Source organism: Nitrososphaera sp., from assembly GCA_039938515.1.
Classification (GTDB): Archaea; Thermoproteota; Nitrososphaeria; order Nitrososphaerales; family Nitrososphaeraceae; genus Nitrososphaera.
The window spans coordinates 408,572-421,573 of the sequence record JBDUUL010000001.1; the positions used below are offsets into that span (position 1 = coordinate 408,572).

11 protein-coding genes are annotated in these 13,002 nt (G+C 50.8%); 8 read left to right on the plus strand and 3 right to left on the minus strand.

Annotation, left to right across the window (positions count from 1 at the left end; genetic code table 11):
* Positions 1-7 precede the first annotated feature (7 nt).
* Genes ABI361_02460 through ABI361_02470 form a run of 3 tightly spaced genes read left to right on the plus strand, consistent with a single transcriptional unit; the run spans position 8 to position 3,965 of the window.
* Positions 8-886 (plus strand): electron transfer flavoprotein subunit beta, encoded by an 879-nt coding sequence (locus ABI361_02460; GenBank protein ID MEO9319514.1) that lies wholly within the window; start codon positions 8-10, stop codon positions 884-886.
* Positions 883-2,082 carry an electron transfer flavoprotein subunit alpha/FixB family protein gene (locus ABI361_02465; GenBank protein MEO9319515.1) on the plus strand — a complete coding sequence of 400 codons (1,200 nt, stop codon included), beginning with the start codon at positions 883-885 and terminating at the stop codon, positions 2,080-2,082. Before ABI361_02460 ends, ABI361_02465 begins: the two co-directional genes overlap by 4 nt.
* A complete protein-coding gene (locus tag ABI361_02470) occupies positions 2,082-3,965 on the plus strand; it encodes an electron transfer flavoprotein (protein ID MEO9319516.1) in 1,884 nt (627 codons plus the stop codon). Before ABI361_02465 ends, ABI361_02470 begins: the two co-directional genes overlap by 1 nt.
* 20 nt (positions 3,966-3,985) lie before the next feature.
* Here the strand turns inward: ABI361_02470 and ABI361_02475 are convergent, their stop codons facing one another.
* Entirely contained in the window at positions 3,986-4,594 is a 609-nt protein-coding gene (locus tag ABI361_02475) for a thioredoxin family protein (protein ID MEO9319517.1), read from the minus strand.
* Positions 4,595-4,661: 67 nt separating this feature from the next.
* Between ABI361_02475 and ABI361_02480 the strand changes: the two genes are divergently transcribed.
* From ABI361_02480 to ABI361_02490, 3 genes are all read left to right on the plus strand, one after another.
* Complete coding sequence (locus ABI361_02480) at positions 4,662-5,036, plus strand: hypothetical protein (GenBank protein ID MEO9319518.1); 375 nt, start codon at positions 4,662-4,664, stop codon at positions 5,034-5,036.
* Between the two features lie 84 nt (positions 5,037-5,120).
* Positions 5,121-6,488: a tRNA (N(6)-L-threonylcarbamoyladenosine(37)-C(2))-methylthiotransferase gene (locus tag ABI361_02485; protein MEO9319519.1), complete on the plus strand. Its 1,368-nt coding sequence runs from the start codon at positions 5,121-5,123 to the stop codon at positions 6,486-6,488.
* A 60-nt stretch (positions 6,489-6,548) separates the two neighbouring features.
* Positions 6,549-7,565 (plus strand): hypothetical protein, encoded by a 1,017-nt coding sequence (locus ABI361_02490; protein MEO9319520.1) that lies wholly within the window; start codon positions 6,549-6,551, stop codon positions 7,563-7,565.
* Between the two features lie 285 nt (positions 7,566-7,850).
* Here the strand turns inward: ABI361_02490 and ABI361_02495 are convergent, their stop codons facing one another.
* Both ABI361_02495 and ABI361_02500 read right to left on the minus strand, forming a co-directional pair.
* Positions 7,851-8,153: a hypothetical protein gene (locus ABI361_02495; protein MEO9319521.1), complete on the minus strand. Its 303-nt coding sequence runs from the start codon at positions 8,151-8,153 to the stop codon at positions 7,851-7,853.
* Between the two features lie 59 nt (positions 8,154-8,212).
* A complete protein-coding gene (locus ABI361_02500; GenBank protein ID MEO9319522.1) occupies positions 8,213-10,135 on the minus strand; it encodes an alkaline phosphatase family protein in 1,923 nt (640 codons plus the stop codon).
* Between the two features lie 130 nt (positions 10,136-10,265).
* Between ABI361_02500 and ABI361_02505 the strand changes: the two genes are divergently transcribed.
* Positions 10,266-10,517 (plus strand): hypothetical protein, encoded by a 252-nt coding sequence (locus tag ABI361_02505; protein MEO9319523.1) that lies wholly within the window; start codon positions 10,266-10,268, stop codon positions 10,515-10,517.
* Positions 10,518-10,562: 45 nt separating this feature from the next.
* The gene (locus ABI361_02510) at positions 10,563-12,986 is read left to right on the plus strand and encodes a hypothetical protein (protein MEO9319524.1); all 2,424 of its coding nucleotides are present in this window, start codon (positions 10,563-10,565) and stop codon (positions 12,984-12,986) included.
* Positions 12,987-13,002: the final 16 nt, after the last annotated feature.

The window sequence follows — 13,002 nt, forward strand, 5'->3', positions numbered from 1 at the left end:
GAATTTCTTGGATCCCCTAAAGTTTGGAGTACTGGTGAAACTCGAGCCTGATTTTTCTGAGGGCAATGTCAGCTACAATGCAGACGGCACACTTAACCGTGCGGAAACCAAGAGCATTCTTGGACCTCATAGCGCAGTGGCATGTTCAGCCGCCTTTTACGGTAAGGTGAAATTCGGAGCCAAGGTAATGGTAGGTACTATGGGTCCTCCGATTGCAGACTCGGCGCTCCAGCAGGCCCAGATGATTTGCGATGCCGATGAATTGCACCTGTACAGCGATAGGCTTTTTGCGGGCGCAGACACCCTCGCCACAGCCGAGGTGTTAAAGACCGGGGTCGAGAAGGCCACTATAGGAAAGGCAGACATCGTTTTTTCCGGCCACAGGGCGTCAGACGGGGAAACAGGGCAGACCGGTCCCCAGACAGCATGGAAGCTGGGCTATTCATTTCTCGGCAACGTGATTGACTATGACCTTGATCCCGAAAAACGGCTTATCCGGGCCAAACGGCTTATTTCACTACAGGGCTTCCACGACGTAATCGAGGAGGTCGAATCACCCCTTCCTGCTTTCCTAGCGCTTGATCCCTCATACAAGCCATTTTTCCACAAGGTAAGCGAACGCCTTGCAGAGCAGAAGTACCTGAAAGAGGCGCGGGAGCGAGCGCGGGATTACAAGAAATACTTGACCGTTTTTAATGTGCAGCAGCTAGGCGTCGACCCAAAGAAGGTCGGCCTTCCCGGTTCCCCGACAATTGTATACAAAGTGGAAAAGATACCAAAGGCAATGGCCAGTCGCAAGGCGCAGGTCATTGACGGTTCTGACGCTGCGTCAATTCGCGGAGTCGCCGAAAAAATCTATCAAGTTCTCGGAGGCGATGTGAAATGACACAAGAAGGCGCGAAATACGAACACCTGTATGTGGTTATTGAGCATGAGGACGGCCAACCCGTACCCGTGAGCTTGGAGATGTTAGGCGAGGCAAGGCGCCTGATGGACGGCTTTAACTCCAAGTATTCTTCAGACGAAAAAGTGGTGGCAGTAGTCCTCGGGAACCAGATTCGTCCCCTTTGTGATGAATTGATCTTCTATGGAGCGGACGTGGTAATTTATGCTGACTCGCCGGAACTAACTCACGCGCAAAGCCTGATAGACACTAAAGTACTGAACCAGATTGCAACGGATGCGGCGCTCGTCAAGCAGTACTCCCCGGGCTCGGCCGATTTCCTGAAACCTCGGTACATGTTTTTTGCGGCTGACAGCATCGGAAGGCATCTTTCATCGACCGTTCTGGCTAGCCTCGACTCCGGCCTCGCTTCCGACATAAACAAACTCGTAATCGAGGATCTAGACATAAAGCACGAGCACAAGACCAAAGGCCTTAACCTAAAGTATGAAAAAACGCTTGAAATGTACAGGCCGGACTTTTCTGGTTTTCTTTGGACCACGATACTCTGCCTAGACAACCGGAACCCGGCAAATCCCCGAGAGTTTCACCCCCAGGCCTGCAGCATTATCCCCGGAGTGTTCGAGCCGCTTGAACGCAATGAAGGCAGAAAGGGGATGGTTATTGACTTTCAACCAAAGCTGGAGCCCGGCGACCTCAAGGTAAAGACCTTAAGCAGGCAGCTAATCCAAAGTGCAGTCCAGTTTGATGGCAAGAAATCAATTGTGAGCTTTGGCCGCGGGATAAAGGATGCACCCGAGGAAAACATCCAATTGATTGAGTCTCTTGCTCAAGTTATCGGCGCTGAAATCGGCGTCTCTCTCCCGATATCGAAAAAGCCGTTTCCGGTAAATGAAAGAGAATCGTCGACGTACATGATTGCTGACAGAGTTATCGGCACAAGCGGCAGAAAAGTTGCGCCTGCATTGTATATTGCGATTGGTATTAGTGGTGCAATGCAGCATATAGTCGGCATGAAAGAAGCGGGATTTGTGATAGCGATTAATCCTGACGAGGATTGTCCGATGAAGGACGAATGTGACATTTTCATAAAAGGCAGGATGGAAGACGTGCTTCCAGCTCTAATAGAGCAATTGCGTATCGTAAAGCCAGCTGCAGTCGAGGTGAAGAAGCGCTAATGGAGGATTTTGATGCGGCAATTATCGGAGGCGGAACTGCAGGTCTTGCTGCGCTAAAGCAGCTAGCCAATCTTGGCCGCCAGGCAGTTCTTATCGAAGCGGGGAAGGACACAGGGACAAAAAACGTATCGGGAGGCATCCTGTATTCAAAAAAGCCACGCCATGGCAAGGTCTTCAATGCAGAAGATGTATTTGGCAGTTCTTTTCTTGCGGAGGCTCCCTATGAGCGCAAGATCACCAAGTACATACTCCACGCCACCTCGGGCAACAAGGATTATTCAATCGATCTTACTCGAGCTCATGAGTATCAATCCAACTATGGTTGCTCGGTCCTGCTTAACAAATTGATTTCGTGGCTCTCAGTCGTTGCCGAAGAAAGCGCCCAAAAGTTTGGCGGGGGCATAGTCTCGGGAGTCCACGTAAGGTCAGTAAAACCAGAAGCTGCGGCAGAAGGCTCAAGAATGATTATAGAAACCGACGAGCTCGAACCCTTCAGGTGCAAGGCAGTGATTGCTGCCGACGGCGTTAATTCCGAGACGGCTGTAATGACTGGCGCCAGAGAAAAGTTTTCGCAGACAGAGCTGTATCAAGGGGTCAAGGTTATCGTCAAAATGCCAGAGCAGATAATCGAGGAGCGCTTCGGGATTGGACCTGAAGAAGGAGCCGCCCACCTGTTTGCAGGTGACGTTACGTTAAATCACATCGGCGGCGGTTTTGTATACACCAACCGAAGCACCCTATCTGTCGGTGCTGTTTACCATATGGATTCACTTATGGAAAATCCCGCCCAGCCGTCCGCGCTTGTTGACGCCCTAATAAGAAATCCCGTAGTGTCCGAGCTGCTTCGAGACGAGGTGCCTGTCAAGTCAGAAGTGGATAAGGACCTGCCAAAGGAGGAACAGCTGCGCACCCGGTTTGCAGTAAGCAAAATGGTCAAGAACTGGACCGAGCTGCGGGACGCTTACTACTCTCCGACAGGCTCGCAAAAGATGATAGAATCAGGAAAATACAAAACGAGAGAGGAGCTAAAGGCTAGGCTTGATTCGATAAGATCCGACCTCGAATCCAAGTATTCGACCAAATTTGTTAGCGATTACGTCGAGCTTGAATACTCGGCAAAACTGGTTCCTGATGGCAAGCGCTGTATGATGAAAAAGCCCTATCATGACAATGTTCTCTTTATCGGCGATGCCGCGGGAAGGGGCGTGTTTATCGGCCCACGCATTGAAGGTCTGAACGTCGGCATCGACGACGCAGTAAGAGCTGCTAATGCAATTTCTCGAGCTCTAGACAGGAACGATTTCGGCAAGTCAATGGGGGAGCACTATAGCCAGTCTATTGAGGAGAGCCCCTTTACACACGACATGAGAGAAATTGACAAGGACTATCTCAAGATCTTCCTTGAAGCCACGCGTGGGGTTCCCAAAGACATCGTAGGACAGAGGTACGGAATGATCTTCAGGCTAATGTCCTCAAGCACTCTGCGCGGGCTCGCGGTTGGTCTTGCCAACATTCTCGGCTACGACCGGCTGCTACCTCTTGTCGAGTCTGTGGACACATACGTCCAGGTGCCAATGGAAATCGCAGAGAAAATGGGCAGGAGTGTTGATGCGACGTATCAGCCTACTATACCCTCATTGGCGGACAGGATTGCGAGGCTATCGTACGACGATGACAGGAAATCTCATATTCTGGTAACCGACCCGCAGTCCGAATTTATCAAAAAGATGGTCGTCCTCTGCCCGACCGCTTGTTACAGCCAGGAGCCGGACGGCAAGGTTACCCTTCAACACGAAGCGTGTGTTGAATGCGGCACGTGTTCAAAGGGCACTGAATGGCATCATCCAAGAGGAGAGAAAGGCGTTATCTATCAGTACGGATAATTCCGCCTCTCGGTCCGTCCCTACTGCTCTTTCCACTTGATTGAACAGCCAATTGACGGGTCGAACTCCTTTTCGAGTCTTTCTCCCCGCAGTAGCTTCCTAACGTTATTTTCCATTACAGGGACCTTGGGCTTTGCCTCCGGCTCCAGGGCATCGTTAATCTTACCGTGAAACGCTAATTTGCCGTCGTAAAATAAGAATGGATCTGGCGTGCAAACCGCTCCGTAGGCCCGGGCAACAGACTGTGTATCATCAATAAGATACGGAAAGTTGAGGTTATACTGCTTTGAGAACTTTACCATGTTGTCAAACCCCTCATCCTTGTAGTTCGGATCGTTGCTGTTGATACCAATAACCTGCAACTCCGATGGTTTGAATTTCGACTGAAGAGTGACGAGATCGCCTATCCGAGCCTTGACATAGGGACAGTGATTGCAAATAAACACAACCAGACTAGTCTTGCTCTTAAATTCAGAAAGTGAATGCAAGGTGCCGTCAACGCCCTTTAGATTAAACGCCGGTGCTTTCATTCCAGGCGCAAGAACCTGAGGAGAGGACTCGGTTTTTACCATGTCTAGCAGGTGTTCGTTTGTAGATATATCAATTTTTGTCCTTCGCGCAGCTCCCATGGTTGTCCTCTGAAAAGCCGTTTTGTCTGACAATCAAATTTATAGTCAAAACAATGGGGAGGACGTGTTGGCAGTTGACTCAATTGAAACGATCCTGACGCTTTCACAGCGCAAGCTAGTTGTTGCGCGCCATGATGTGAACCTGTCCGGCAGGGGTTCGAATGACATCTTCGTCTTGATGGTGGAGGAATCAAGTGGATCGGCGGGGGGCAGGGCCGCCGGCTCAGGTAGCAGGAAGATAAACAGAGTCCTTGGTTTCAGGTGTATTGATGGAGTATGCTCAAAGTCCTTCGATTCAGAAGCGCCCGAGACTATTGAAAAATTCGACATCCCGTACAGCGCGGTCGCGATGGACATCCTGCTATCTGACAATAAGCCTTTTGTCGTCCAGGGAGTAGTCGATTCGGGTCTGGTTGATTCTTACGTTGCTGTCACTGGCTAGTTGGTCGGAGGGTCCGTAAACAGGTTCTTCCAGTACTCCCTCAAGGTTAGTATTTATTCGAAGTAAGAATCAGGTAACCAACCTTTGACCAATCCCAGCCTAAAACCTCTGCTCATTGAATCAATTCCAAGGCTGAGAGGTTCCAAACCGAAAATTTGGGTTGAAGGATATGGTTGTTCAGCCAGCACTGCAGATTTTGAAATGATAAAGGGCATTCTAAAGGAGGCCGGTTATGGAATGGCGGCTAATGTGTCCGAGTCAGCACTTAGCATTATCGTGACATGTTCAGTCAAGGACAGGACCGAACACCGTATGGTCCACAGGATAAAGCGGCTTGCAGGATTGCAGAAACCCCTGATAGTCGCGGGATGTTTGCCCAAGGCCGACGAGCGGCTCGTGGGGAGAATATCTCCTCAAGCCTCACTGATGGGTCCGGATTCGATTGAAAGAACAGCAGAAATAGTCGACCGGGCACTTGCGGGCTCAATAACTACTGCACTTGATGGCCCCGCGGGCGCCAAGCTCGGTCTGCCCAAAGTGAGGCTCAACGAGGCCGTCGCAATTGTCGAGATCGCAAGCGGATGCCTGAGTGAGTGCAGCTTTTGTCAGACGAAATTGGCAAAAGGGGAGCTGCGAAGCTACCGGCCCATTGATATATGCGACCAAATCGAGCGGGAGATTGCTGAGGGTTGCAGAGAGATATGGCTCACTTCCACGGATAACGGTTGCTATGGGCGAGACATTGGCACGGACCTTGCGGACCTTGTAGTCAGATGCTCTCGCATAAAGCCAGAGAGGCCAGCATCGGGCACTTCAGAGTTTATGGTGAGGGTGGGCATGCTAAATCCGATGTACCTTCCCCCCATCCAGAAAAGATTAATCGAGGCATTTAGAAATGACAGAATTTTCAAGTTTCTTCACGTTCCAGTCCAGAGCGGCAGCGATTCGGTTTTGAAGAAAATGAAGCGCGGGCATACTGCCGAGACCTTCCTAAAAACAGCAGCCGCGTTCCGATCAAGCATTCCGGAAACCACAATAGCAACAGACATTATTGTCGGGTTTCCCTCCGAAACCACCCGAGACTTTGAACTTACACTAGACTTGCTCCGACAAAGCGAACCGGACATAATCAACATCTCCCGCTTCAGTGCCAGGCCCGGCACTAGCGCCGCAAAGATGCGTCCCAGAGCAGATTCATCCGAGATAAAAAGGCGGACCGTAGAGGCCCATGCCCTCGCCAGAGAACTGATGACAAGAAGAAACTCAGGCTGGCTTGGGTGGGCAGGCAGGATAATAATTGACGAGATTGACGACCATCATGTCCAGGGCAGGAACTTGGCGTACAAGCCTGTAGTTCTAGAGAATCCACCATTGGGAATAAAGTTGGGAAAGTTTGTCGATGTGAGGATTAGCGACTACACGCCACTGGTTCTCCGGGGCAGAGTTACCTAGATCTGCTCAAAGTTATTACACCTGAGATGAGCGCCCCTTTAATCGCCAAAGCTTTTTAACTTGAAATTAATACAGGCTGACGGGGACGGGGCGTTGGCAGAGGAATTTGAAATTCGGGAACCGGCATTAATTCTTGGCATCGGACACGTGGGAGGTAAAATTGCGTCAGGCGTTGCTAGGTCTTGTGGCTGCGAGCACTTGGAGATGGTGTACGAAGCAGACCACCTGTCCGAGATAGAAAATTGCGTCCACATTGCACGCAGGGGATGGGCAAACCCGTCAGCCCCAAAACTTCGCTCCTTGGCATCGGCCCATCTCTCAGAGATTGCGACCAAGCTGAGAGAAGTCAAAACGGTCTTTATGGTCGCCAACCTCGCAGGCAGAGGAGGGGTCGGAATTGGGCCTCTTGTTTGCCGTGTGGCTAAGGAAAAAGGATGCAAGGTTGTTTCTATTGTTATCATGCCCTTTGGATTTGAGCATGACAAAATCTTTGCATCTGGCGTGGCCCTGCGTCGAATTCAGGACGCATCGGACTCGTTGATAATTGTTGACAACAATGCATATCTTCAGAACAACCCTCAACACTCGCTTGAGCAGTGTTATGCTGCTATAAACCAGGCCGTTCACGACAGTGCTGTACACGTTTTGCGAGGCGGTCGCTCAAGCGGCGGTATTGGCATAGTTACTACCGGTACAACACCCAACAACAACCTTGGATCATCCCTGGAAGCATCGTTAGCTGCCCTTTACCCCCAATTATCAGAACACGGTTCCGTTGGCAGGGCTGTTATTCATGTGACTCATGCCGGAAATTCAAAGTTGTCGCTTGACAATCTAAGTGTCCTGGTCGGCAGGGTCCGCGCTGCGCTTTCAGACTCTAGCAGTGCTTCAGTGTCGATGACTACCGCCGGCTCTTTGGGAGAGTCACAGGTTCACCTAGTTACCTCTGTACTAAACGGTACAGTTTTTGACTCGTACGACCCGCTAGCCCAGGTCATTCCGAAGGAAAAGTTCATCGATTGGGAAGAGCTCGACGCCTCTCCGGACTTGTCGCTTCCGGTCTTCGGAATAGAATAAACTCTTATTCTGTTGGCACGAAGCGGACGCCGTCAATGATAACCTGTGGCTGCAGGTGCATATCCTGCAAGTCTCAAGATTTGGATGCCAACAGCTTTACCGCGCCTGACGGATATCAAGACATCCACCACACGTGTCGCACTTGTGGTACGCACTTTGACCACCTGGACGGCCAGACGTTTAAGGTTTGCAATACGTGCAATTTTAATTCGGCCTCCTAAAATTAGACGAGTTCAGATGCCTAAGCGCTACCATGTTGGGCAGGGGCCATACGTGCCGCGACATTTACTCGACTATGCTGGCACCCATAGCAGTCACCGAATGATTTTTGCTGGCGTCCAACCATTCGAGCATGCGCTTGCATTCCAGCATTCGTCCCATGCGCTTGCCCCACTCGTAATCCGGCTTGCGGGAATGCAGGTTTGAAACGATGTCCCGGTCAAGTTCTGAAATCCTGGCCGCTAAATACAGTTCGATTCGCCTTCGGGTGTGATTATCAATAATCATGTGCGGGCTCTTGGAAGGGCGAGCCTGGTTAGAAGCACTCATCCTATTTTGCAGAGCGAAGTCTGTGTCGCTGTTTGCCATCCGCAAATGGGGGTAATTTTCTATCAACTTAAAGATCCGTCTGTCGTCAAGTTGACACACTAGGTCAGGATGTCGGTTATCGGCACGCCTTCGGAGTTCCGCGGGGCGTCAATTCCAAGCAAATGGCTTATCGTGGGCGCGATGTCTATCATTCTCAGTGGTCGTTCCCTCTGATAGCCTTTCTTTATGCAGGGACCATGTGCGATAAACATGGCATCAGTCGTACCTCGCTCGCCCAGGTTCACTGAAGGCAGCTGCGAGCCATGGATGCTGGCATCCCTGAACTTTACCTTCAGGTCCTCAAAAAGCTCATCCTTTGTGGTAACACGGTTGTCCAAGGCAAATGAGGGATAAGCTGCGACCACGACGTCGCCGCTCCTGCTTCCGTTAAGCCCAATGAATTCAGCATTCTTGTTGCTCAGGGCCAGCGCAATTGGTCTGATTCTCGAGACGGGGTCGCGGATATCATACAGCATGTCAATAAGCTGCTCTACCAGATCCTCGTATTCCTTTCCGGGAGATACGCATCCGTCTGGATCCCTGCCCTTCAGGTTGACGTAAACGTGGACCATTCCCTGCGCAAATGCCTTCGTCTTTGACCAGTCTATCGAGATCTTTCTCGTCGACTCGTCCCTCTTCAGGTGTATCAATCCCTTTTGGTAAAGATATCCGTTGATAAAGAACCTCCTTTTGCCCATTACATGCCCGTGGTCTGACATGACAATGGTGTAAACCTCATCCTTGCCATCCGTTTTTGAAGGTTTTTCGGCTGCCGAAGACTGGGCAGCCCTATGGATGTGCCCCACAAAATCATCCGCAAGCTGGTAAGTTCGCTTCATGACGGTATCGCAGGTCTCCGCTTCGCTCTGGGTGAGGACTGACTTGTCAAACCTCAGAAAGGCGTGCTGCGTGTTGTCTATTCCATGCCACTGCGTCATATACAGATGCCAGTCACGCTTTGACATGAGGTACGACGTGGCGGCTGCCATCCAGGTTGACTGGTACTTGGCGTCGGCAAGGTAAGTATCCTCGTCGATCCATCCGAATACGTACGGAAAGTGGCTGATCGACTCGAGAAACGGACCGAACCGCGGTACGAGTTCCTTTGCCAGCTCATGCGGGAACGTCCAGCCCTCGGTTGGAAATACCTGCGACACAAACAGACGCACGCTCGGCAGCTCGCCTGAACTCGCAATGTCAATTAGTGTGAACCTGAAGGCTCCCTGCACCTGTTTTCCTCCACTGATAAAATCAGCGACTATCCAGCCAGAGGTCTGACCCTTGGAGAGCACAAGGGCCGCGGGCGAGCTCATTCCTTGGGCGGATTCAAGCATCAAAAGTAACTTTTGGTCATTGCGGGAGTCTGCAGAACCGGCTATGCATTCGCACTTTATGCCCGGAGCGGGTCCTATCGTGAACTGGGTCTGAAAGCGCGCTTCGAAGCCGTCCGGAATTTGCATGCCGCGTGAACCAGAGTAGGGAGAAAAGGCGATGACGGTTCCATTTTCCAAAGGGGTAGTTGAGTAGCAGCTGCTGTTTGAGATTGCAAGCGGCGATGAGCCCCAAGGTCTCGAGCCAGGTCCGCCAGGAGCGCCAAACCCCTCAACCTGAAATCCGTCGGTGAGAGACGGAGGCCACGAGCCGATGTATTTCATGAGCAGAACCTTGAGGTGATGCCTTTCCGCGGTCTTCCATATCTGCTCTGCCTGGCATAGCGTCGAGTAAAATCCGCTAACTATTTCGGTGAGCGGCCGTCCAGGCATTTTGACGACCATGTCGGTAACGCCATGAGTTGACGGGTATGCCCCTGTGGAAACAGTATTCCAGTTAGCGGCAGTATGGGTGGGAAAAACGGGTGTAATTTCGGACCAAGCGCCCTCCTCTGCCAGCCGCCTCATATTAGGGAGAAGGCCTGCGGCCATGTAGTTTCGGACTATGCTAGGCACGGCGGCATCAAGGCCTATGAGAGCAACTCGATTCAAACTGCACGCTCTATGCTCGGAGGGTATTTTTGTTTATCCGTGCTATCGTTAACAGATAGCTTTTGTAGAACCCCTCGCTATTTGGAACATACTACTTATATAATCCGCGTCAGAATTATCGTCTGCAAAAATGATAGAGGTAAAGACTCAAGATTTTCAACAAGCCAAGGGTCAGAGCTTGTTTTCCATAAATGTTCCTGCAAATACCATCAGCTCTCTCGTAAGGGAATTCAGCCTGAAGGACAACGAAATTGAATCATTTATCACTTCTCTCTTGGAGAAATCCATAATGGAACACGCGTCAGCCGCCAACTCGGCAGTCTTTTCGGAATCTGAGACTAAAGAACTCGAAGAAGACCTGAGAGGGCTTGGCTACATCTGACCGAGCCAGTACGAGTCCTCTACGAACGTAAAAAGTGATGAACCGTTGGCTCGAAAAATTCTGCAAGACCTTGTTTCGCTGGCACTTGTGGGTTCCCTTTGCTTATCCGTTTTGTCAGCGTCTGCGGGCACGATTTTCAGGTGGTCAGCCAGCAACGAGTCCGGGGGAGCCGTTCCCAGGGCGTATGCTCAGGCCGCTTCGACCGGTGGCTCTTACATTTCAGATATCAGGATAGACCCCAATTTGACGCCCGGCAAGAACTTTACCATTGCCGCGGACGTGAGTGTCTTGCAGAGCAACGTTGGCGGCAACAACAGAATTCAGGTTGCGATCTCTGTGCCAGCCCAGCTAAGCATTTCCCCTTCCGTCATTTATGACCTAGGTACCACCTCTGGCGGATCGACCAAAACTGTCCAATGGATCGCAAGTGCGAGTACATCCGGATCCTTTCCGATAACATTTACAGTTTATTCGATTGACACTAGCACGGGCGTTCAAACTTCAAACTCGCTTACCATTACAGTAAGCGTTGGCTCTATCAAGAGCGTTTCCATCACTGAACTTAACATCCCCGGGAACCTGATACCAAACTCGAATTTCATCGTGAGCGCCAAAATTAGAAACTCCGGGCTCGGGCCTGCCGAAAACATTATCGCGCAAATCACCGTGCCTTTAGGACTGCAAGTAATCGGAAATGTTACGCAGAACCTTCCATCTGTGAAGCCTGGGGCGGACACCCTTGTGCAGTGGCACCTGACGGCGCTTACTGCCGGCTCAAATAGCATTTCTATCGTTTTTTCATCGACAAACGGTGGAAGCGATTCAATTACTGGTACGGTTACTGTTGGAAACAATCTCGTGGCAGACGTAAGTAGTGATTCGATTTACCTTGGAGATAACAAGACTTCACAGATTCAATTACGCCCAGGCGATACCGATGTACCGCTTCACGTCGTCCTGGCAAACACAGGCAATTTACCAGTCTACAATATTGATGCGGCCCTTAAGTTGATTGAACCATTTTACTCAAAATCAGGCCAAGTAACAGCGACTGCGGTCCTCCGATCATCGAAGATTGCAAGGCTGGATGTCGGCCAGACTACTGATGCGGTATTCTTTCTGAGCGTTCGACCTGACGCAACCGTTGGACCGTATAATCTAAACATGAATACCACTTTTACTGACAAGATTAACGTCTATTCAAAGGACATTTCTCTCCCGATAGTGATATCTCCCTCAAGCATAGTTTCAATCACGACTTCAGCATCGGCATTGAAGGCAGGTGTGGTGAGCCCGGTTGACATAGTAGTCACGAACACAGGCGATCTGGCCGTTCATGATTTGCTGATTACCCCCCAATCGTCGACTCAGTTCACACCTGTCTACAGCCCAATTTACGTGGGAACGCTTTCAGTTGACGAGACCAAGAAGGTCGAGATGCAGATATACACCTCGGCGCAAGCGACAGACGTCTCGCTTTTGAGCCTGGGCATAAGTTACACCGCCGGAGGGAACACCGTTCACCAGACGCAGCAGATAGGGCTAACCTTCAGTGGCAGCCCTGCGTTCACCCTGAAATCAGTTGCATTAGTGCCATCTGTGTCTTATGCAGGAGATACGACGGTCAAAATGGACGTTGACGTGACAAACTCGGGTTATGTTATTGCAAACGACGTTAGCTCTACCCTCGCGATCCCGGCAGGCTTTACTCCGTCCTGGGGCAACTCCACCAGCAGCTACCTTGGCAAGATTCTTCCGGGTTCAGACTCAGTGGCATCGTTCGTCTTTGACATTTCGGCCAACACCACCTCAAGAGCTTATCCCTTTACGGTCAACCTCAAGTATCCGGGAGGCACCGCCCAGCTGCCAGTCAATTTTGTGGTGTCGCCAAAAGCCGCTTTTGAAGTTCTGAGTCTTGATGATTCGGCGCTATACCCAGGCGCATCCAATGTTCCTATTAAAGTCTCCATAAAGAACGTAGGCGATGCAACGGCGGATTCGGTGACTGCCAAATTCCTCGGAGGCAACACGGTTTCAGGAGTCAAAAATAGCGATGTAGTTACAGTTGGGGACGTAGTCAATCCCGGCAACGTCGCGACCGGCCAGCAGATAGAAGCAGTCTTTATGGTTGATGTGGACCAATACGTGAACAAAGGCACTCAGCTGTCTACGCTAGAGTTCAGTTGGAACCAGAATAACAAGACCTTCGTCCAAGACATCAATCTTCCGTACAGCGTGGCACCCGGTCCAAACTATCTGTTGTATTATGGAGGCATCCCCTTCCTTTACGTCGCAATCGTCGCCGCGCTCGCGATTTTGGCTGCAATATTCTTTACGATTCGTCGCAAGAGAAACAGAGCAATACTTGCATCTATCGAAGAGTCAGAGCCGGCAGCTCTGCGCGAACAAAACAGACTCTCGCACAAAGCCGACCTGATAAAGAGAGAAGAAGACGAGTCTGGACGGTAGTGCTGTGCTATATGCA

What these genes read in the sequence shown, in the direction of transcription:
- ABI361_02465 (MEO9319515.1), top strand. Translation starts at nt 883, where the DNA reads ATGACACAAGAAGGCGCGAAATACGAACACCTGTATGTGGTTATTGAG.
- ABI361_02470 (MEO9319516.1), top strand. Translation starts at nt 2,082, where the DNA reads ATGGAGGATTTTGATGCGGCAATTATCGGAGGCGGAACTGCAGGTCTT.
- ABI361_02475 (MEO9319517.1), bottom strand. Translation starts at nt 4,594, where the DNA reads ATGGGAGCTGCGCGAAGGACAAAAATTGATATATCTACAAACGAACAC.
- ABI361_02495 (MEO9319521.1), bottom strand. Translation starts at nt 8,153, where the DNA reads ATGGCAAACAGCGACACAGACTTCGCTCTGCAAAATAGGATGAGTGCT.
- ABI361_02505 (MEO9319523.1), top strand. Translation starts at nt 10,266, where the DNA reads ATGATAGAGGTAAAGACTCAAGATTTTCAACAAGCCAAGGGTCAGAGC.